This is a genomic window from Chromohalobacter marismortui, assembly GCF_004364315.1.
GTDB lineage: Bacteria > Pseudomonadota > Gammaproteobacteria > Pseudomonadales > Halomonadaceae > Chromohalobacter > Chromohalobacter marismortui.
Window position 1 is genome coordinate 568,835 of record NZ_SOBR01000001.1, and the last position, 17,812, is coordinate 586,646.

Genomic DNA, 17,812 nt, shown 5'->3' on the forward strand with positions numbered 1-17,812 from the left:
CCGTTACATTCCACGATCAGAGGGCGCAGGGGGCAAAAGACGTTGCGAGGGGTCTTTGCCGCAGATTAGAGGCGCAATGTCCGTCAGGAGAAACACCATGGCACTGCCACGTTTTGGACAACGACACCTGAACGTCGTCGCCGATCCCGACGACCCGGCCTTCCAGTCGGAACTGCATCGCAGCGTCATCGAGCGCTTCGAGGACGAAGGCATGGAACTCGACGCCGAACCCAGCGTGTTGTTCACGCGCCTCGAGGATAGCGTGCGCGATTGGCTGGCCGAGCGCGGCGAGTTCATCCCCGACGACGCCATGCAAGCGGTGTTGCAATCGCTGTATCACGAAATGACCGGCTATGGGCCGCTACAGCCGCTGTTACGCGATGACGGCATCACCGACATCCTCATCAATGGGCCGCATCACGTCTTCGCCGAACGCGACGGCAGGCTCGAGCGCGTTGCTCAGCAGTTTCTCAACGATGCCCACGTACTGCGCGTGGTGCGTCGCATGCTGGCGCCCCTGGGCCGGCGGCTCGATGAGGCCAGTCCCATGGTCGATGCGCGTCTGGAAGATGGCTCGCGCGTCAACGCCATCATTCCGCCGCTGGCACTGGACGGCCCCTGCGTGTCGATCCGCAAGTTTCGCCATGACGCCATGAGCGCGCTGGCGCTGGTCGAGCGCGACGCCTTGCCCGCTGCGCTGCTCAGCGAGCTGGAGCAAGCCGTGGAGCGGCGTCGCAACATCCTCATCAGCGGCGCCACCGGCGCGGGCAAGACCACCTTGCTCAACGCCCTGAGCCAATCGATCCCATCGCACGAGCGTGTCGTCACCATCGAGGACGCCGCCGAACTCCAATTGCGCAACAGCCACATCGTGCGTCTCGAGACGCGCCCGGCCAACAGCGAAGGCGAGGGCGAAATCACCGCGCGGCAGCTGGTGCGCAACTCGCTGCGCATGCGTCCCGACCGGGTGATTCTCGGCGAGAGTCGTGGCGACGAAGTGCTCGATGTGCTGCAGGCCATGAATACCGGCCATCTGGGATCGATGAGCACGGTGCACGCCAACGCGGCGGCGGATGCCCTGGTGCGCCTGCAGATGATGGTGCGTCTTTCGGGCTTCCAGGGCTCGGACACCCTGATCAACCGCATCATCGCCACGGCGCTGGACCTGGTGATACACGTCACCCGCGACGTCAATGGCCATCGCCACGTGCTCGAAGTTCAACGCGTGGTCGGGTTCGATAGCGACGCCATTCAGCTCGAAACGCTTTATCACCGCCACGAAACGCCCTGGACCCAGCTCGCCAGCGCGAGGGTACGGGCATGACCTTGTGGTGGTGGATCGCGATGGTCCTGCTGCTGGCCGCCGCCGGGCTGATATGGACCAGTGCGCGGGTGGCGGCGATGCCGCGAGAGGCAAGCGCACCGCGCCGCCAGCGGCGGCGCATCGCGCCCAGCGAGTCGCTGCTCGAGTGGGCGCTCGACTATCTGTTGCGGGCCGGCATTCAGCTCACGTCGCGTCGCCTGATGATCGCCGTCGCCCTGGTGCTGGGCGTGCTCGCGGTGATGCTGGTATTGCTCGACCAACGCTGGAGCCTGTACGTGCTGTCGGCTGTGCTGGTGGGCGGCAACCTGCTGTTGCAATGGCGGGCGCGGCGCCTGCGTTCACGTTTGCGCGCCCAGTTGCCGGGGTATCTCGAACAGCTGCTGCGCGAGCTCTCCGTGGGCGCCAGCCCGGAAAGTGCCTTCAAGCGTCAGATCGCGCGCAGCACACCGCCGCTTCGCAACATGCTCGAACGGGTCTGGGCGCGTCGCGAGCTGGGGCTGGAAGTGCACGAAGGCCTGGTTCGCGAGAGCACGCTGCTCAAGCTCAACGAACTGGCGCTGTTGGCCACCGCGCTGGAGGTCAACCAACGCCATGGTGGCAGCCTGCGCGACATCTTGAGCAGCTTCGTGACCCTGTTGCGCCAGCAGGAGCGGGGACGCCGCGAGCTCAAGGCGCTCACCGGCGAGACGCGTTTCACCGCCGTGGTGCTGGCCGTCATCCCGGTGTTGATCGGCGGTTACATTCTGATCACCAATCCCGAGTTTCTGAGCACCATGTGGCACAGCGCCGATGGTCGTGCGGCGCTGTGGCTGGCACTGGGGCTGGAAGCGAGCGGCTGCTTCGTGATGTGGCGGATGCTCAAGGCGATTTGAGGAGGGCGCATGCTAGCCGTGATGTTGTTACTCGCCAGTGGCGCGGCACTGATGATCGCCGCCGGGGTGTGTTGGGTGGTGGCGCAGCGCAGCCTCGACCGTCAGCCCCCGCAAGCACCGGACGCCTGGCGCCAGACCGAATCATGGTTGCTGCGTCGTGGCAGTGCCTGGCGGGTGCACCGGCGACGGCATGCGCGCAGCGCCGAGCTTGCCATCGTCCTGCGTCAGGCGGGCTTCATCGGCTCACGGGTGCAAGCGCAGTTCCTCGGCATACTCGGTACGCTGGCGGCTTGTGCCTGTCTGGTGGGCACTGCCTGGGGATGGGAGCAGGGGCGAGGCGTGCTGGGCAGCCTGATGCTGGGGATTGCCGCGAGTGCGTTGACGGGCGTGCTGTGCTGGGCATGGCTCAAGCATCGCCGCCGTCGGCGGACCCGCCTCCTGGACGATGAAATCGCCCTGGTACTGCAGGTCACGCGCATGCTCTGGGAGGCCGGCATGACGCTGGAAAGCGTGCTCCAAGGGCTGATCGACAACCTGCGAGGTACCGCCCCGGAAAGCGTGCGCGAACTGCGCAGCGTGACGCACAAGATCGACGCCGGCCAGGCCCGCGAGGACGCCCTCGAAGAAGTCGCCGATGTGCAGGCCAGCGAAGGTCTGAGCGACTTGCTCAAGTTGCTGGCGCAAGTCTCGTCCAGCGGGGGCGGCGCGCGGGACTCGTTGCGCGCGCTGAGCGAGCTGTTGCGTGACCGGCGGCGCACACGCCTGCAAGAAGCCGTTAGCCGGCTCTCGGGAAAGATGTCGCTGGTCATGATGGTGTTTCTGTTCCCGGCCTTGCTGATCGTCCTGGCCGGGCCCGCGGTCCTCAATCTCGCCGGTGCGCTGGCGACCCTGGGAGGCGAATGATGTCGCATGCAACGTTATCGCGGTGGGTGCATGCCGCCGTGGGTGTCGTCTGCCTGAGCGCATTGGGCGGATGCGCCAGCACCTCGACGCCGGACACCCCCTGGACGCAGTCCCAGGACGCCGCCAGGGCATCCGGCCGTCTGACAGCGGCTGACACGAACGAGAGCAACATGCAGCGCGGCGTCTGCGGCGCGGAAATGACGGCCACCACCGGCATGCAGATTTCGTTGATCCGCCAGATGCTCAACGATGGCAAGCCCCGTGCCGCGCTGGCGCATCTCGACGATCTAGCGCTGGACACGACACGTGAAACGCTGGCCGAGCCGCGACTGCTGCGGGGCGAGGCGCTGCGCGAGACGGGCAAGCGCGACAAGGCCGATGCTGTCTACGCCACGCTCACCGATACCTGCCTGGCCGCCGATGCCTGGCGCGGCATCGCCCGCAACCATGCCGCGCGAGGACAGCTCGGCACGGCGTTGGAGGCCATGCAGCGTGCGCGCGAGGCGCGTCCCATCGATGCCGCCATTCGCAATGATCTGGGCTACCTGTACCTGCTGCAAGGCCAGCCCCGCCGAGCGGAAGAAGAGTTTCTGACCGCTCTGGAGCTGAGCCCCGGTTATGCACGTGCCGCGCGCAACCTGGTCATGGCGTTGTATGCCCAGAACGACGACCGGCAGGCGCAAGGCATCGCCCAGCGCTTCGGGATCGACCGCAACGAAGTGGCGTTGTTGCGCCAGACCCGACTGGCGAAAGCCGACGCGACGCCGGGTACCGCAGGCGTCGTCTCACGTGCCGCGCCCAATGCGGTGTCTCGCATCGCGGCATCTCCGCCGAGCGGTGCGGGCGCAGCGATTACCCATACCCCCATCGAGAGACCGACGGATCCCGGCACCCTCGAGATCATCCGGCAATGACGCATGACGGGTTCCATCTCGAACACGTCCACCGACAGGAGGCTGACATGACACTTCACATAAAGACACCTTTCATGAGCGCCGACGCCCAAGGTCCCGATCAGCAGGGTCACCGCACGCGCGGTCGCCTCTTTCGTTTCACTATGATCGTGCTCGGTGGCCTGGCACTGGGCGTGATGGCGAGCGGCCCGCACGCCCAGGCGCAACAAGACACCCGGCTCGAGACAACGCGCGCCCAGCATGATCTCTCGGGACATCCCGGCCAGGCGACACGACGCTTGCTGGAATGGCAGCGCAGCGGGCGCGGCGCCTCGTCCCATCGTCAGGAACTCGCAGGGCCCGTGCAATCGGCCATCTGGCAGCGCTACGTGAAAAGCTTCACGCACGAGATCCCCGAGCAGTACATCGATACCCAAGCGTTCGGAAACCAGTGAGCATGCTGCGTCACGCATCCCCCGCGCCGTGCCGTACCCAGCGCGGCGCCATCGGCCTGCTCGCCATGGGCGTGCTGGGGCTGGTGATCCTGTGCCTGGTGCTGGCGCTGGATGTCGGGCGGCTTTATTACGAGCAGGCCAAGCTTCAGAAGCAAGCCGATACCGCCGCCATGGAAGCGGCGGCGCAAGGTCCGATGTGTGGCGGCGAGAAGAATGCCAATTCCAGTGCGACCTTTGGCAGCATGGTATGGAATGAATCTGGAGAAGAATGGAAGTTCGATAATGATCCCGGAAATGGGTTGCGAGATGCGGCTGAAGTTGTCCTTGAAAAAGACGTGACAACAAGCCTGGTGGTTAATATAAAAAGAGTATTAGACATCGATGAAGGAAAAACCACTTTAACGGCTAGGGCAGTGGCACGTAGATTACCAGTGGCCGGCATTAGTGTGGGAAATTCCTTGTTGTCTCTGGATTCGGCTGATTCTCCGCTGTTGGGACCTTTGGTATCGGGTTTGGTGGGGTATGACGCCGCGGTATCGATATTGAACTCGTCCCAAGTGGCTTCGATAACGCTGGGCGATCTGTTCCAGAGATCGCCAGCATCCGTGTTCGAGGAATTTCAAGAAGATGAATACCCGCCCTCCGCGCTTATTCGGATGATAGGGGGAGCGGCAGGTGTCAGCGATATCGTCAGCGGCAGTGCCTCTCAAGGCAAGTTGATCAATGTACTAGATATTCTCGACCTTTCGGCGCTTCAGAGGGACCGAGAATCACTGCTTAACTTGTCGATCCCGTTGGAGCCGTTACTCAATGCAGTCGTCACGGCAGCCAGTATCGATGCTCCGTTAGTGCAAAAAGATGTTGATAGCGGAGCCGTGGGACTTAATCTCGAAAGTAAGTTGATGCCCGATGCCTTCGACTTGGGCTTGGTAATTCAGAGCCCGGCGAGAATCGCTTTCGGTCCGCCGGGAAAAGCGCCGCAGGGCGCCGGCACCATGGGCTACCGTACCCAGGTAACGTCGGCACAAATCAAGGTGTGGCTGAACAGCGAGCTGGATATATCGCCCCTGGCATCATTCGATCTGGGGCTGGTGGCCGAGGTGGGGGCCGCGCGCGCCTGGTTGGATACCATCGAATGCCAGGGAGTTAATCGTTATACCGTGCGGGTCGGATCACGCCCATCGGTCATCAAACTCGCCTTGGGGCACATTGAAACGCTGGCCAATGGTGTCCCGAATGACGTCTCCCCCATTTCGGTGAACTTGATCGGCAGCAGTGAGGTGTCGTTAGCATCGATCGATATCGCCGCAAGTACCAATGGTGGCGAATCTTCCATGCAAGAAGCTCAGTATTCCGTCTTCCAGGGAAACTACCCTGCGACAACGAACGTGGTGCCTTCTTCCAGCATTTTGCAAGATGATATCAACAGTTTGTTGAGTGGCTTGGACGTGGACGTCGATATCTTGCAGAGCAATCAATGCCCAATCTTCTTGTGCGATGTGCTCGATGGGGTTGGCGACTTAGTGTCGGAGCTGACGGAATTCACCGTCGGTACCGTGGCGGAGCTGGTTAGAAACATCGTCGATCCCATCGTGAGAAGCTTGCTTGAGCAGGTGCTGGACCCGTTGCTCGCAGCGCTGGGGGTTAGCGTCAACCAATATGAGGTATCGGTTTACTCGCCACAGGCCAAAGTGGAGCTGGTGAAATGAAACGACATACTCGGATGCTGGGCAAAAAACGCCAATCCGGCGTCGCGGCCATCGAGTTCGCCATCGTCTTCCCGGTGTTCTTTCTGGTGCTGTATGCCCTGATCGGCTACGCCTTCGTGTTTCTTATTCAAAGCGGATTGCAAAGCCTTGCTAGTGAATCGGCACGTCAAGCGGCGGCGATTAGTACAATGCCACTGAAAGAGGTTGATATTTCCCGCGATAGCCTGATTGATGAGCGAATAGAGGCGACAATTAACGCCTCATGGCTGGAACGCTTTGATGTACGTCAGCTTGACGCTGCGGATTGTGGTGATGCGCTCCCCGCCTCCGATGGAGGTCGCTTGGTTGTATGCCTGGGCGCGGATTACCCTCTACCCATCTTGAACCTACTGGGCATCAGCATCCCGGGCACGCCGGACCCCTTGAAAACGCATGCCAGCGTCTTTCTCGATTGAATGGCAGCAGACCGCGCATGATGGCAGGAGACCACGCATGCTAGAGGGCATCAACAAGACTCAGAACGAGCGCATCGGCCAGCACCAGACCCTGACCTGGCTTTGCTGTCTGCTGGTACTGGCTATCCTGCCGCTGGGGAGAGCCGGCGCGGCCGAGGTGAGGGCGGCCGATAGTGGCACATCGGTGCCGAAGGCGACCACCGCCAGCGCCATGCTCGTGGTGCCCAGCCAGTTGGCACTGCAAAGCGACGACGCCCTGTTGAGCGATGTGCGTCAAGCGCTCACGCGCCGCCTGGGCGAGGGCCATGTCAGCCTCGAGGTGCTGGGGGCCGACCGCTTCCCGCGAGACACCATGCTGCGTCGCTGGCGCGAGACCATGGCGCATCGTCACGCCGATCTCGACTACGTGTTGCTCATGCACGATGCCGCCGTGCGCGCCTATCGCCATCTTCGTGTCTCGTCCCGTTCGCCCGAAAAGGCCACCGTCGTGGCCTACGGCGTGCACGATGGGGCACTTCGCCAGTGGTTGAGCGCGCAGGGCATCGCGCATATCGGGCGCGATGTCTACGCCGAGCGCAGCCTGCGCTGGGCGCTGGAGGCGCGTCGCCCACAGCAAGGCCCGCTGGCGCTGTGGTATGCCCAGAGCGAGCGCCGCGATGCGCTGGTGGCCAGCGCGCGCCGGATGAGCTGGCCCCGTCTGAGCGATGCCTGGTTGGCGCTGGACTCGCCGGACGAGGACGCTCTGACGCGCTTTAGCGCGCGTCGTCGCCAACGAGGCGAGCCGCGGCAAGCCTTTCTCTCGGCGCCGGTGACGCAAGAGAATCTGGCAAGCGTCAAGGCGCTGGCCGAGCAGGGCTGGCACTTCTGGTGCTATCAACGCGCGTGGCTCGAGCATGGCTGTCTGGGGGGTGTCTTTGCGGCGCCCGAGCACATGGCCGATATGCTCATCGATGCCTTGTTCACGCCCGATAGCGGGTTGATGCTGGAAGGTTCGCTCCCGATCGCGACACCGCCGAGTGCCTTGTACCGCGCCCGAGAGCAGCTCAAGGCCTCCGCGCGAGACGGCGTGAACTGGCTCGATGTGCCCGAGACGGTCGTCGCCCAGCGGCAATGGACGCGGTGGGCTTTTACGCTGGCCACGGCCGCGCTGATCGTCGCCGGGGCGGCCATCTGGCTGGCGTGCAGGCGCGAGCGCAAGCAGCGCTTGAAGCGCCAAGCCTTGCGCAACGATCGGGTGACCGGTCTGCCGGGGCGTTTGCGCATCGAACGGCGCCTGCAACGCTTCATGGACGATGACCATGCCATCTCGCTCTATTATCTGGCGTTCGATACGCTGCACCACCTGCGCACACAGTTCGGGGTCGAATACGCCGACCTGGCGGCGCAGGGCATCGCCGAGCGCTTGCGCGATACCTGCGGCGGCGTGTGTTATCCGGCGCGGCTTTCGGATGACGTCTTCGTCGTCCTGGCGTCGGGCGCACAACAGCCACTGACCATGGCCGCGCGCTATCAGGAAATACTCCATGCGCCCATCGAGGTCTACGGCGTGCCGTATCGACTCGAACCGCGCATCGGCATCGCGTTGTCGCCCGAACACGGCAAGACCCCGGTGGCGCTATTGCATGCCGCCCAGGACGCCGCCGACCAGGTGCTGGCCAGCGCCGGGGCCGAACCGCAGCTGTTCAAGCTCGACCTGCTCAAGACCGCCGAGCGGCGGCGCGTGCTGGCAGAAGCCCTCGCCGAGGCGCTGGAACAGGACACGCCATTCTTCGAGTTGTACCTGCAACCTCAATACCGTCTCGCCAATCGGCAACTGATGGGGGCCGAAACCCTGATTCGCTGGCAGCACGCGACCTTCGGCACCCTCTCGCCCGGTGAATTCATCCCCGTGGCCGAAGCCAGTCACCAGATCGTGCCGCTGGACGAAAAAGTCTTCGATGCCATGCTCGACTGGTTGGCGCGCCAGGCGCTGCCGCACACCCAGCGCCTGGTATGGGCGATCAATCTATCGATACGGCATTTCGACGATCACCGCTTCGGCGATTGGCTGCTGGCACGCTGCGAGCATTACGGTGTGCCTCCACAGTGCATCGAGCTAGAGGTCACCGAGCACGTCGCCACGCAGGATCTTTCCCAGGTGCGTGAGATCATGCGGTCCCTGCGTCTACAAGGCTTCGGCCTGGTGCTGGACGATTTCGGTACCGGCTATACGTCGCTGCGCTTTCTCAAGGAGCTGCCATTTACCAAGGTCAAGCTCGACAAGGTCTATGTCGATGCCATTGCCGAGGACGAGCGTAGTCAATTGCTGGTCAAGGGGATCGCCGATCTGGCGCGGGGCTTGGGGTTGACTGTCGTGGCCGAAGGGATAGAGACTCAAGAGCAGATGGATGTGCTGCGCGGGCTGGGGTGCCCCATGGGACAAGGTTACTTGCTGGGGCGCCCCAGGCCCGTCGACTCTTTCCTGTGGCGGCTGTCGCAACACCAGGACGTGCCGTCAACGCACGCCGCGCACATGCGTTAGGCCCAGTACCTGCGAGGCCCAGTACTTGCTGCGCAGCGCGTCGGATAGTCCCAGGGATTGAACTTCACGGATTTGGCATCATCTATCATCTCGGGCCGAGTCAACGCCGAGCGATGCCAGCATCGCCTCTTCAAAGAGATCGTTTTTTCCGCGTCACCGTGAGCATGACTCGCCTTGTGTACGTCGCGCGCCTTCGTGAATCCCGTCGGAGCCGCATTATCACGTTTTGAACCATCATGTGGTGATTTAAATATTTCCATGAAAAACAATCGTCAAGCATCGTCACGCCATATGGATGAGCGTGAGAAACTTCGCAAGTTCCGTGAACTCGACGACGCCTTCGCCTCGGCTCTCAAAGAGCTCGATAGTGGCGGGGCACGCCATCAAGACACCGCGCCCCAGGCGCCCCCGTTCGAAGAGCGCCTCCATGCGCTGATGGAGGAATATGGCCAATCCAGTCACAGCGTCGCGACGCTGCTGCGTACCATCGTCGAGCTGCAACAGGCGGCATACGAGGGCAGCGCAAAACCGGCCGGAACCCCGTCACTGGCGCTCCCGGAGCGAAAGGCGAAAAGGCCTTGACAGTATCCCCGCGATGTCGCAAGCTTAACGCAGTAGGTTAGCAAGTGGCATACCGTCAGTAGTAATCGATGTCTTCGAGAGCCTGGTGTATAGCTAATTGTTTTACCCACTGTAACTCGGGTAAATACCCGGCAATTGAAAGCGCAATGCGCAAGAAGGATATCGAAAATGGCAACTGGTACAGTTAAGTGGTTCAACGACGCTAAAGGTTTCGGCTTCATTTCTCCGGACGACGGCGGCGACGACCTCTTTGCCCACTTCTCTGAAATTCAGGCTGAAGGTTTCAAATCTCTGCAGGACGGTCAAAAGGTCTCTTTTGACGTCACTCAGGGCAAGAAAGGCCTTCAGGCTTCCAACATCAAAGCTGACTGAATCCAGTCTGGCTTGAAGCCGCAAGGCTTCCGATGTGTCAGGGCCCGCTTCGGCGGGCCCTGTTGCGTTTGGGGTATGTGACACCTCGAGCGTGCCTCCCGCCGCGCCCCCTCAACGTTGGTTCGGTAGCGCTTCCAGCCACTTGCGAATGCGCTTTTGATGCCAGCGCCGCGACAAGCGGTGCGTATCGAACGAGGTCGGGATGATGTGGCAGTCCTGATTCTTGACGTTCGGGTCGAGGTCCTTCTTCTCCAGCATGAAGCACCGGTAGGCGCCCACGGGGCGGTTCTCGCTGCCGTAGATGGCGATCAGCCGGATCTCGAGCATCCTCAACATTTCCTCTTCGAGCGTCAGCGAATTCCGGTCGATATTGAGCTGGTGCCCCTCGGCAATATGATCGATGATTTCCCTGAACGAGCACACCTTATGGTAGTCGCCCGAGGCGAGCGGCCCCTGGCGCGTGGCGTGTTCTTCGTGCTGCTCCTCGCCGCTGTTGTCGGTTCGGGTGTAATCGGTCAGATCGCAGGCGTATTCTCCCTGAGACGTATGCAGTACCCCCATGACGTTCGAGACGAAGATCGCCTCCGAGCTCATGTTGCTGATCAGGCACATGCCGTCCGGCGACTTGCTGAGCCCGCGATTGATGATGATGCGCGGCCGCCGCTGGCGGGCAAAACCTAGATACAGCAGCTGTGCATAGAACAGCCACACGGCCAGGGTGCAAAAACTCGCGATGGTACTCAGCGCACCGCTGTTATTGTTGAGCCACTCGAGCATTCCTTGCTCTCCTTGTACGTGGTAAGTAAACGGCATTGAGTAGAAAAGAAGAACGCCACAGAGCATGATGCCCGGTAGCGTTCTGCGATAGCGAGTCTAGCAAAAAGTCACCTGTCAGGCTGAATGAACGATGCCAGCCCACTCGAATCCCTCTATAGGATGGGGGCCGACCAAGCCGTACAAGGTCTGAGGATAGGCAGCTTGCGCCTGGCAGATGCGCTCAAGGGGGCTCGCCTTGCTTCGCTCAAGGTGGGCACGTCCGTGGTCCTGCTCGATGTTCTGGACGGCGGTGATCCGGGAACCGTGATGCAGCGCCGGTGATGGCACGAAGGATTTGGTTGTCAGGCGCTGGCGTCTGCTCCCTTGAACAATGCGGTGCCGGCGACAGCCAAAAGAAGCCGGCGACCGCCAAAAGAAGAGTGACACCACGCACCGAAAGAGGCCGGCGAGCGAATGAACACAGCCTTTGCCGTTAATCTGCGCGAGCTCAACGGGGCACTGGGCGATCTGGGGACCTTGCTGCCGTTGATGCTGGGGAGCATCGCCATCGGCGGGCTGGCACCCGTGCCGGTGGTATTGGGATTTGCCGTCTTCTATCTGGGCACGGCGTTTTACTATCGCCTGCCGATCCCCGTGCAGCCCATGAAGGCCGTGGCGGCCGTCATCTTGACGGCGAGCATGTCGCCGCTGGAAATCGCCATCGCCGGGGTGATGATCGGCACGGTGCTGCTGGTACTGGGGCTGACCGGCTGGATCGCGCGCTTCAACCGCCTGATTCCGCAATCCGTGCTGGTTGGGCTGCAACTGGGGCTGGGGGCGCTGCTGGCCTTGACCAGTCTCTCGCTGATGGCCGAGCAATTCTGGCTGGGCATCGCCACGCTCGGCGTGCTGTTGGTGGCAATGCGCTTCCCGCGTTGGCCGTCCGTGGTGCTGGCGTTATCGACGGCCTGGGGGCTGGGATATTTCCAGCCCGCGAGCGCGCCGCTCATCGACACCGGTACCGCGTGGTTTCCCGCACTGGCGAGCTGGCCGGATATGCAAAGCCTCGAGCGTGCCATGTCGATGCTCGTGCTGCCGCAACTCTCGTTGACCGTCACCAACGCCATCGTCTTGACCACGCTCGTCGCCGGTGACTATTTCGGTGAACGTGCCGCGCACGTCACCCCCGCGCGACTCTCGCTATCCACCGGGCTGGCCAATCTCGTGCTCACCCCGCTCGGCGCCTTGCCGATGTGTCATGGCGCCGGTGGTCTGGCCGCGCACTACCGTTTCGGCGCGCGCACCGGCACCGCGCCGCTCCTCCTGGGAGGCCTGCTGCTGGCCGTGGCATGTCTGCCGCCGCAATGGGGCTTGGGCGTGCTGGGGGGGATTCCTCGCGCCGGGCTAGGTGCCTTGCTGCTCGTTGCCGCCTGGCAACTGGCCATCACCCAGCGATTGTTCGACAGCAAGCCAGGGTGCTGGCCGGTGATCGCCGCGACCGCCGCGGTGACGGTCGCGCTCGATCCCTTCTGGGGGCTGGTGGCCGGTGGTATCGCCGAATGGGCGCGGATCAGCTGGCGTCGTCGCCACGCTTGAGGCGTTTCACCCAGCGCTGCTTGGCGTACTTGCGCAGGTTCTCGACGTTGTTGGCCGCGCTTGGAAGGGCTTAGTCTTGAAAAAGGTCTGAGTGACTACCCGTACGCGCCAAGTGAAGCTCATCCCCCTCGACGCAATACAATAATAACCAATCCGGCTCGATGTGAGCATCGCGGTAGCCTTTCCAGTTTCCCCGGAGCGGATGGTCCTGGTATTCCTCGGGCAGGGGAGCCTGCGCGACGAGTAGGCCGAGCAGGCTCTTAAGTTTTTGAAGGTCTTTTCCGCGCTTGACGGCACGTTTTACATCGCGTTTGAACTGGCTGGAACGTACAGGTGTCAGCATCAGACACCCAAGTCATCGAATAGAGCGTCAGCACTATCGAAGCGTTTCCCTTTGCCGGCTTCCAGCTCCTCCATTGCCGCTTTCGTGGTGGCCGTCGGTGCTTGAACGGCAAAGGGCAGACGTTTTTCATCGGCGACGCGCAGCATCAACAAACGGATCGCATCGGAGACGGAGAGGCCCATCGCTTCCAGAGCGGCAGTGGCGCGTTCCTTGGTTTCGCTATCGATGCGGGCGCGGACGACAGTATCGGCACTCATGGTGTTATCTCCTGTTGTAGCTACATGGTAGCTACATCATAGCCCATGACATGAGGTATAGCCATGTGTTGTCCGGGGGCTTGCATCACGTTGCATCATCCCGCTTGAGGCGTTTCACCCAGCGCTGCTTGGCGTACTTGCGCAGGTTCTCGACGTTGTCCGTCTCGTCGACGATGTCCTGGCCGAGAATCGTCTCGATGACGTCCTCCAGCGTGATCAAGCCCACCCAGGTACCATGTTCGTCGTAGACCACGCGCATATGACCGTGATCCTTGAGCATCGCCGTGAAGACGTGCTCGACGTTGTCCGTCTCATGCAGCGCCTCGATGGGGTGCATCAGCGCCTTCATGGCCTGCTCATCCTCGGCGTGATAGGTATCCGCCTTGTGGATGTAGCCGATCGCCTGCTCGCCGCCGTCCATGACCGGAAAGCGCGTGAACTGCATCTTGCCGAACTGCTCATCGAATTCCGCCACGCTGAGATCCGGCGTCACCGCCACGCATACCGTGCGCGGCGTCATCACGCTTTTCACGCGGATCTCGTGCAGGTTGAGGATATTGACGATGGCCCGCGTCTCGTCGCTATCCAGCGCCTTCTCGTCCAGGCCGATGCGCGCCAGCGCCTTGATCTCGCCGCGCATGTCGACATCCTTCTCCGAGTTGCCGATACGGTTGGTGATCAACTCCGAAAGCCAGATGAACGGCGCCAGCACGATGATCATCATGCGCAGGATCGGCGGCAGCAGCGGGGCGAGGGCGCGCCAGTAACTCGCGCCGATGGTCTTGGGAATGATCTCCGACAGCACCAGGATCGCCAGCGTCATGACCGCCGAGGCGATGGCCACGTAGGCGTCACCGAAGATCACCGCCACCTGCGCGCCGACCCCCGTCGCACCGGCCGTGTGGGCGATGGTGTTGAGGGTGAGGATCGCCGCCAGCGGACGGTCGATGTTGGACTTCAGCTTGGACAGCGAAGCATGCAACTTCGGACGCGTGTCCTTCAACTGCGCAATGTAGCTCGGGGTCAGCGACAGCAGCGCCGCCTCGAGGATGGAACACAAGAACGAAAAGCCAATGGACAGTAGGGCGAAGGCCGCAAGGAGGACCATGAAGACTCTTGGTTGGGAATGGAGTGCTCATTTATCCAGCCCGCAAAGAGTCTGTCAATCCATGCGTGAGGCGTTTTCCAACGGTGGGTGGCGGGGGAGGGGGTAGCGTGCCTTATCGATCGTGTTTTCCTTGTCAAAATTATTTATTGGGGGTACATTAAAGAAAGAAGAAGAGTCCAATGAACCCCCATTGTGAGATTGAATATGATGAAGCTAAGCGGCTGATAACGTTGGAAAATAGGGGAGTCGACTTTGCTGATGTGCCTCAGGTATTTGCAGGAAGGGTTTATTCCAGAGTGGATGCGCGGAAAGACTACGGCGAAGAACGCATCTACACGGTGGGCAAGCTAAACGAACGGGCCGTGGTAATAGTATGGACGTGGCGCGGTAGTAAGCGTCGCATTATCTCGATGAGGTATGCCAATGATCGCGAAAAAAGACGATTCAAAGACTACTTGGATTGATCCCGATGATGCTCCAGAGCTCGACGACGATTGGTTTGAGGGAGCTTATCAGTACGAGGATGACAAGCTGGTCAAGCGTGGCCGCGGGCGACCGCCCCTGGCGCACAAGAAGATGCCGGTAAAGGTGCGGTATGACCAAGACGTTATCGACGCCTTCCGGGAATCCGGACCTGGCTGGCAAACCCGCATGAATAAAGCCCTTCGCCAGTTTCTGGCTGAGCATGACATTAACGAGCTGGATAGGCGGCAGTGATTGGCGTAAGGCAGCTTGGCGACGGCGTCGAGAATCGCTAGTGGAGTTTGCCGCCAATTTGAGTCGATTTTTAACGCCGTATGGGCGAGCGCAGGCATTTTTCAGACAAAGCGTAGAAAGCGTAGCTGAGCCGTCCAGTCACCGTGCCGACTAGCCACTCTACCCATGGTATGCCACGCGGGGCGTGAGAAGCTGCTCGGGCAGACGTCTTGCTCTAAACTGCAAGGAAATGAGTTTCGCTATAAATGAATACTTCACACCAAGAGGTGATCGGCATGCAAGCATCTCCTCCGATTGATAAGGAAGCCTTGCACACAGAGCTCAAGCGCGAGCTGCGTTCCGACTTCCTGCAGGATATCCGCATTGAATCCGGCATCGACAGCTCCGGCGAAGAGGCGGTCTGGGTCTGGCTCGTCGTGGATGAAGGTGCGATGGGGAGCCAAAAAAACAAGAGCAAGGTCAAAGACATCAGGGAAAGCATCTACCGGACGTGTTCTGAACGCGCCCCCCGGCGTCTTTCCTTATATCCGACTGGATAACCCCCAAGTGTCAGCCTGAAGCGCCGCAATACCCGACAATACCGCACCTTTATTCTCGCCTTGGCCTTTCACCCCAGTTGGTCTCGCGCCTGATACTCCCTTAGCAGTCGATTCTTTTAGTTTTGTACGAACCAGGAAGCCCGATGACCGATTTCATTACCGATTCCACGCGCAATCGCCTTATCGAGGGCGTCCACGCCGCCGGCCAGGAGATCATGGCGATCTACCGCCGTGACTTCGCCATCGAAGAAAAGGCCGACGCAAGCCCGCTCACCGAGGCGGACATGGCCTCGCATCATGCCCTGGTGGCGCTGCTCGAACAGGTCACGCCCGGGGTGCCGATCCTCTCCGAGGAATCCGCCGAGATTCCCTACACCACCCGCGCCGACTGGCAACGCTACTGGCTGATCGACCCGCTGGACGGCACCAAGGAGTTCATCAGCCACAATGGCGAGTTCACGCTCAATGTCGCCCTGGTGGAAGACGGCGTGCCGGTGTTCGGCATCGTCCACGCGCCCGCACTCGAAAGCGGCCCCGCGACCTGGTGGGGTCAGCACGGGCAGGGCGCCTGCAAGCGCGAGAACGGCGGTGACGATCAACCGATTCACGCCCGCGCATTGCCCGACCCCCAGGCCGACCCCTGGAAGATTATCGGCAGCCGCCGCCATGGCGCCGACATCTTCGAAGCTTTCTGTCAGCGCCTGCCCGCGCATGAATGCGTCTCCATGGGCAGCTCGTTGAAGCTGTGCCTGGTCGCCGAGGGCAATGCCGATCTCTACCCGCGCCTCGCGCCCACCTGCGAATGGGACACCGCCGCCGCCCAAGCCGTCGTCACCGCCGCCGGCGGCCAAGTGCTCAATGTCGAGACCCTTGAACCGCTGCGCTGCAACCAGCAAGACAGCGTACTCAACCCGTTCTTCATCGTCTGCGGCCAGCGCGACCAACGCTGGGAAAACGCCCTGCGCGAAAGCATCGCCTGACGCGGTGCAAAAGCTGCGGGCTACGAGCCACGGGCGGCGGGCTACAATATTGCTCGAAGCTCGAAGCTCGAAGCTCGAAGCTCGAAGCTCGAAGCTCGAAGCTCGAAGCTCGAAGCTCGAAGCTCGAAGCTCGAAGCCAGTTTTCACAGCGTCTCGAACCTGGCGCTCGAAGTCCCAGGTGTTCCGCTATGGCGATCGGCTCCGCTTGGTGGTTTGATTTGAGCAATACCACTGACTAAAAGGTGAAGCCACCATGGCTATTACTGCGAAGCAAACTCCCGACCGTTGCCCGCCGCACCCTGGCGAGGTGATCGAAGACATGCTGGAAGATATGGACTACAGCAAGGGCGATATTGCCCAGATGCTGGCATTTCACGTCAGCAGCTGCACGCCATTCTCGCCACACGCAAGCCTGTCTCACCACAAACAGCCGCGCGGCTCGGCAAGCTGTTTGGTAACGGTCCGGGCCTGTGGCTACGGCTCCAGGCGGCCTATGACGCCTGGCATGCCGAGCGCGAAGTAGACGTCAGCGCGGTGTCCTCGCTAAAGCTGGCGGGATAACGCTGCCACGAGCAACGAGCCGAACGCCTTGCAGAGATGAACACCAGGCGCCTGGCTGACAGCCAACGACACACCATCCGGCAGCTCGTCACCGACGAGCCTGGTTTGGGCAGCACGGTGAAGATTTTCGGCTCACGGCTGGATGATAGCGCCCGTGGTGGCGATATCGACCTGTTCGTTGAGGTTGACGCGCCGGTGGAGCATCCCGCACAGCTCGCTGCTCGCCTCAGTGTGCGTATCATGCGTGCCATGCACGGGCGCAATGTGGATGTGCTGCTGAGTGCGCCGAACCTCAATGAGCAGACGATACACAAGCTGGCACGGGAACAAGGCGAGTGTCTATGAATGACAGTCCCATGAACGGCCGCCCTATGAACGACAATCTTGCGGAGCGCTTGTGCTTCCTGAAACGCGTCGTCGAGCGTGAGATCCACCATCTTCGCTACTCATCGGATAGCGTGTTTGCCACGCCGTTCACCGAAGAGCATGCCGCCAGGCTGGGTGAAGATGAGGCCTTGGCAGAGAAGGTGGAAGCCTACACCAGCCGGTTCTATCGACTTCAGGATACGACCGGCGACAAACTGCTTCCTCTTTGGCTACGTGCCCTTGGCGAGAAGACAGGGGCCGTTGCCGACAACCTGGATCGCGCCGAGAAGCTCAGTGTGCTCGATTCTGCCGATAAGTGGCTCGAGATTCGTCAGACACGTAATCAAATGATCCATGAATACATCGAATCCCCTCAGGTGCTGGCCGACGCGCTCAATACAGCTCATGACTATCAGGAAGCGCTCATGGCGTTTGCCCATGCCATGCTCAGTGATGCCAAGCGGAGAAACTTGCTTGAGTAAGCGGGCGCCGCGAGTGATTAC

22 protein-coding genes are annotated in these 17,812 nt (G+C 61.5%); 18 read left to right on the forward strand and 4 right to left on the reverse strand.

All coding sequences use genetic code 11. The annotated features are described in order from the left end of the window. Positions 1 to 97 precede the first annotated feature (97 nt). The 10 genes from C8E00_RS02510 (at position 98) to C8E00_RS02555 (ending at position 10,086) form a co-directional block, all read left to right on the forward strand. Positions 98 to 1,324: a TadA family conjugal transfer-associated ATPase gene (locus C8E00_RS02510; protein WP_133694110.1), complete on the forward strand. Its 1,227-nt coding sequence runs from the start codon at positions 98 to 100 to the stop codon at positions 1,322 to 1,324. Beyond that, positions 1,321 to 2,196: a type II secretion system F family protein gene (locus tag C8E00_RS02515; RefSeq protein ID WP_133694112.1), complete on the forward strand. Its 876-nt coding sequence runs from the start codon at positions 1,321 to 1,323 to the stop codon at positions 2,194 to 2,196. The genes C8E00_RS02510 and C8E00_RS02515 overlap by 4 nt, the downstream gene beginning before the upstream one ends. 9 nt (positions 2,197 to 2,205) lie before the next feature. Beyond that, on the forward strand, positions 2,206 to 3,099 hold the full coding sequence (locus tag C8E00_RS02520) for a type II secretion system F family protein (RefSeq protein WP_133694114.1): 894 nt from the start codon (positions 2,206 to 2,208) through the stop codon (positions 3,097 to 3,099). Next, a complete protein-coding gene (locus tag C8E00_RS02525) occupies positions 3,099 to 4,013 on the forward strand; it encodes a tetratricopeptide repeat protein (RefSeq protein ID WP_133694117.1) in 915 nt (304 codons plus the stop codon). The genes C8E00_RS02520 and C8E00_RS02525 overlap by 1 nt, the downstream gene beginning before the upstream one ends. A 47-nt stretch (positions 4,014 to 4,060) precedes the next feature. Then, positions 4,061 to 4,447: a DUF3613 domain-containing protein gene (locus C8E00_RS02530; RefSeq protein WP_208291860.1), complete on the forward strand. Its 387-nt coding sequence runs from the start codon at positions 4,061 to 4,063 to the stop codon at positions 4,445 to 4,447. A 2-nt stretch (positions 4,448 to 4,449) separates the two neighbouring features. Next, on the forward strand, positions 4,450 to 6,156 hold the full coding sequence (locus C8E00_RS02535) for a Tad domain-containing protein (protein ID WP_133694119.1): 1,707 nt from the start codon (positions 4,450 to 4,452) through the stop codon (positions 6,154 to 6,156). Continuing rightward, a complete protein-coding gene (locus C8E00_RS02540) occupies positions 6,153 to 6,611 on the forward strand; it encodes a TadE/TadG family type IV pilus assembly protein (RefSeq protein WP_133694122.1) in 459 nt (152 codons plus the stop codon). Before C8E00_RS02535 ends, C8E00_RS02540 begins: the two co-directional genes overlap by 4 nt. A gap of 37 nt (positions 6,612 to 6,648) precedes the next feature. Beyond that, the gene (locus C8E00_RS02545; protein ID WP_166638220.1) at positions 6,649 to 9,132 is read left to right on the forward strand and encodes a putative bifunctional diguanylate cyclase/phosphodiesterase; all 2,484 of its coding nucleotides are present in this window, start codon (positions 6,649 to 6,651) and stop codon (positions 9,130 to 9,132) included. A 195-nt stretch (positions 9,133 to 9,327) separates the two neighbouring features. Next, positions 9,328 to 9,714, forward strand: coding sequence for a hypothetical protein (locus tag C8E00_RS16695; RefSeq protein ID WP_243833084.1), 387 nt, complete (start codon positions 9,328 to 9,330; stop codon positions 9,712 to 9,714). Positions 9,715 to 9,882: 168 nt separating this feature from the next. Further along, complete coding sequence (locus C8E00_RS02555) at positions 9,883 to 10,086, forward strand: cold-shock protein (protein ID WP_133694127.1); 204 nt, start codon at positions 9,883 to 9,885, stop codon at positions 10,084 to 10,086. A gap of 111 nt (positions 10,087 to 10,197) precedes the next feature. Here C8E00_RS02555 and C8E00_RS02560 read toward each other — a convergent pair whose 3' ends face one another. Continuing rightward, complete coding sequence (locus tag C8E00_RS02560) at positions 10,198 to 10,863, reverse strand: hypothetical protein (RefSeq protein ID WP_133694129.1); 666 nt, start codon at positions 10,861 to 10,863, stop codon at positions 10,198 to 10,200. A 453-nt stretch (positions 10,864 to 11,316) separates the two neighbouring features. Here C8E00_RS02560 and C8E00_RS02565 point away from each other — a divergent pair, with 453 nt between their 5' ends. Continuing rightward, positions 11,317 to 12,438 (forward strand): putative sulfate/molybdate transporter, encoded by a 1,122-nt coding sequence (locus tag C8E00_RS02565; RefSeq protein WP_133694131.1) that lies wholly within the window; start codon positions 11,317 to 11,319, stop codon positions 12,436 to 12,438. A 70-nt stretch (positions 12,439 to 12,508) separates the two neighbouring features. On the opposite strand, the gene C8E00_RS02570 is transcribed toward C8E00_RS02565, so the two are convergent. From C8E00_RS02570 to C8E00_RS02580, 3 genes are all read right to left on the reverse strand, one after another. Continuing rightward, complete coding sequence (locus C8E00_RS02570; RefSeq protein WP_133694133.1) at positions 12,509 to 12,781, reverse strand: type II toxin-antitoxin system RelE/ParE family toxin; 273 nt, start codon at positions 12,779 to 12,781, stop codon at positions 12,509 to 12,511. After that, positions 12,781 to 13,038 carry a type II toxin-antitoxin system RelB/DinJ family antitoxin gene (locus tag C8E00_RS02575; protein ID WP_133694136.1) on the reverse strand — a complete coding sequence of 86 codons (258 nt, stop codon included), beginning with the start codon at positions 13,036 to 13,038 and terminating at the stop codon, positions 12,781 to 12,783. Before C8E00_RS02575 ends, C8E00_RS02570 begins: the two co-directional genes overlap by 1 nt. A gap of 85 nt (positions 13,039 to 13,123) precedes the next feature. Then, on the reverse strand, positions 13,124 to 14,146 hold the full coding sequence (locus C8E00_RS02580) for a CNNM domain-containing protein (protein ID WP_133694138.1): 1,023 nt from the start codon (positions 14,144 to 14,146) through the stop codon (positions 13,124 to 13,126). A gap of 179 nt (positions 14,147 to 14,325) precedes the next feature. Between C8E00_RS02580 and C8E00_RS02585 the strand changes: the two genes are divergently transcribed. The 7 genes from C8E00_RS02585 (at position 14,326) to C8E00_RS02615 (ending at position 17,791) form a co-directional block, all read left to right on the forward strand. Next, positions 14,326 to 14,610 carry a BrnT family toxin gene (locus C8E00_RS02585; RefSeq protein ID WP_133694140.1) on the forward strand — a complete coding sequence of 95 codons (285 nt, stop codon included), beginning with the start codon at positions 14,326 to 14,328 and terminating at the stop codon, positions 14,608 to 14,610. Further along, positions 14,570 to 14,863 carry a BrnA antitoxin family protein gene (locus C8E00_RS02590; RefSeq protein ID WP_075370438.1) on the forward strand — a complete coding sequence of 98 codons (294 nt, stop codon included), beginning with the start codon at positions 14,570 to 14,572 and terminating at the stop codon, positions 14,861 to 14,863. The genes C8E00_RS02585 and C8E00_RS02590 overlap by 41 nt, the downstream gene beginning before the upstream one ends. A gap of 245 nt (positions 14,864 to 15,108) precedes the next feature. Beyond that, the gene (locus tag C8E00_RS02595) at positions 15,109 to 15,402 is read left to right on the forward strand and encodes a hypothetical protein (RefSeq protein WP_133694142.1); all 294 of its coding nucleotides are present in this window, start codon (positions 15,109 to 15,111) and stop codon (positions 15,400 to 15,402) included. Positions 15,403 to 15,545: 143 nt separating this feature from the next. Next, a complete protein-coding gene (gene cysQ, locus C8E00_RS02600; RefSeq protein WP_133694144.1) occupies positions 15,546 to 16,382 on the forward strand; it encodes a 3'(2'),5'-bisphosphate nucleotidase CysQ in 837 nt (278 codons plus the stop codon). 285 nt (positions 16,383 to 16,667) lie between these two features. Beyond that, complete coding sequence (locus C8E00_RS02605; protein WP_208291861.1) at positions 16,668 to 16,943, forward strand: HigA family addiction module antitoxin; 276 nt, start codon at positions 16,668 to 16,670, stop codon at positions 16,941 to 16,943. A gap of 36 nt (positions 16,944 to 16,979) precedes the next feature. Then, positions 16,980 to 17,288, forward strand: coding sequence for a nucleotidyltransferase domain-containing protein (locus C8E00_RS02610; protein WP_208291862.1), 309 nt, complete (start codon positions 16,980 to 16,982; stop codon positions 17,286 to 17,288). Between the two features lie 26 nt (positions 17,289 to 17,314). Continuing rightward, entirely contained in the window at positions 17,315 to 17,791 is a 477-nt protein-coding gene (locus tag C8E00_RS02615) for a hypothetical protein (RefSeq protein WP_133694147.1), read from the forward strand. The last annotated feature ends 21 nt before the right edge of the window (positions 17,792 to 17,812 follow it).

Coding starts and splice junctions, on each gene's coding strand:
- C8E00_RS02520 (WP_133694114.1), top strand. CDS start 2,206: ATGCTAGCCGTGATGTTGTTACTCGCCAGTGGCGCGGCACTGATGATC.
- C8E00_RS02515 (WP_133694112.1), top strand. CDS start 1,321: ATGACCTTGTGGTGGTGGATCGCGATGGTCCTGCTGCTGGCCGCCGCC.
- C8E00_RS02570 (WP_133694133.1), bottom strand. CDS start 12,781: ATGCTGACACCTGTACGTTCCAGCCAGTTCAAACGCGATGTAAAACGT.
- C8E00_RS02580 (WP_133694138.1), bottom strand. CDS start 14,146: ATGGTCCTCCTTGCGGCCTTCGCCCTACTGTCCATTGGCTTTTCGTTC.
- cysQ (WP_133694144.1), top strand. CDS start 15,546: ATGACCGATTTCATTACCGATTCCACGCGCAATCGCCTTATCGAGGGC.
- C8E00_RS02615 (WP_133694147.1), top strand. CDS start 17,315: ATGAACGACAATCTTGCGGAGCGCTTGTGCTTCCTGAAACGCGTCGTC.
- C8E00_RS02530 (WP_208291860.1), top strand. CDS start 4,061: ATGACACTTCACATAAAGACACCTTTCATGAGCGCCGACGCCCAAGGT.
- C8E00_RS02595 (WP_133694142.1), top strand. CDS start 15,109: ATGAATACTTCACACCAAGAGGTGATCGGCATGCAAGCATCTCCTCCG.
- C8E00_RS02555 (WP_133694127.1), top strand. CDS start 9,883: ATGGCAACTGGTACAGTTAAGTGGTTCAACGACGCTAAAGGTTTCGGC.
- C8E00_RS02560 (WP_133694129.1), bottom strand. CDS start 10,863: ATGCTCGAGTGGCTCAACAATAACAGCGGTGCGCTGAGTACCATCGCG.
- C8E00_RS02585 (WP_133694140.1), top strand. CDS start 14,326: ATGAACCCCCATTGTGAGATTGAATATGATGAAGCTAAGCGGCTGATA.
- C8E00_RS02575 (WP_133694136.1), bottom strand. CDS start 13,038: ATGAGTGCCGATACTGTCGTCCGCGCCCGCATCGATAGCGAAACCAAG.
- C8E00_RS02525 (WP_133694117.1), top strand. CDS start 3,099: ATGTCGCATGCAACGTTATCGCGGTGGGTGCATGCCGCCGTGGGTGTC.
- C8E00_RS02540 (WP_133694122.1), top strand. CDS start 6,153: ATGAAACGACATACTCGGATGCTGGGCAAAAAACGCCAATCCGGCGTC.
- C8E00_RS02535 (WP_133694119.1), top strand. CDS start 4,450: ATGCTGCGTCACGCATCCCCCGCGCCGTGCCGTACCCAGCGCGGCGCC.
- C8E00_RS02510 (WP_133694110.1), top strand. CDS start 98: ATGGCACTGCCACGTTTTGGACAACGACACCTGAACGTCGTCGCCGAT.
- C8E00_RS02545 (WP_166638220.1), top strand. CDS start 6,649: ATGCTAGAGGGCATCAACAAGACTCAGAACGAGCGCATCGGCCAGCAC.
- C8E00_RS02565 (WP_133694131.1), top strand. CDS start 11,317: ATGAACACAGCCTTTGCCGTTAATCTGCGCGAGCTCAACGGGGCACTG.
- C8E00_RS02610 (WP_208291862.1), top strand. CDS start 16,980: ATGAACACCAGGCGCCTGGCTGACAGCCAACGACACACCATCCGGCAG.
- C8E00_RS02590 (WP_075370438.1), top strand. CDS start 14,570: ATGATCGCGAAAAAAGACGATTCAAAGACTACTTGGATTGATCCCGAT.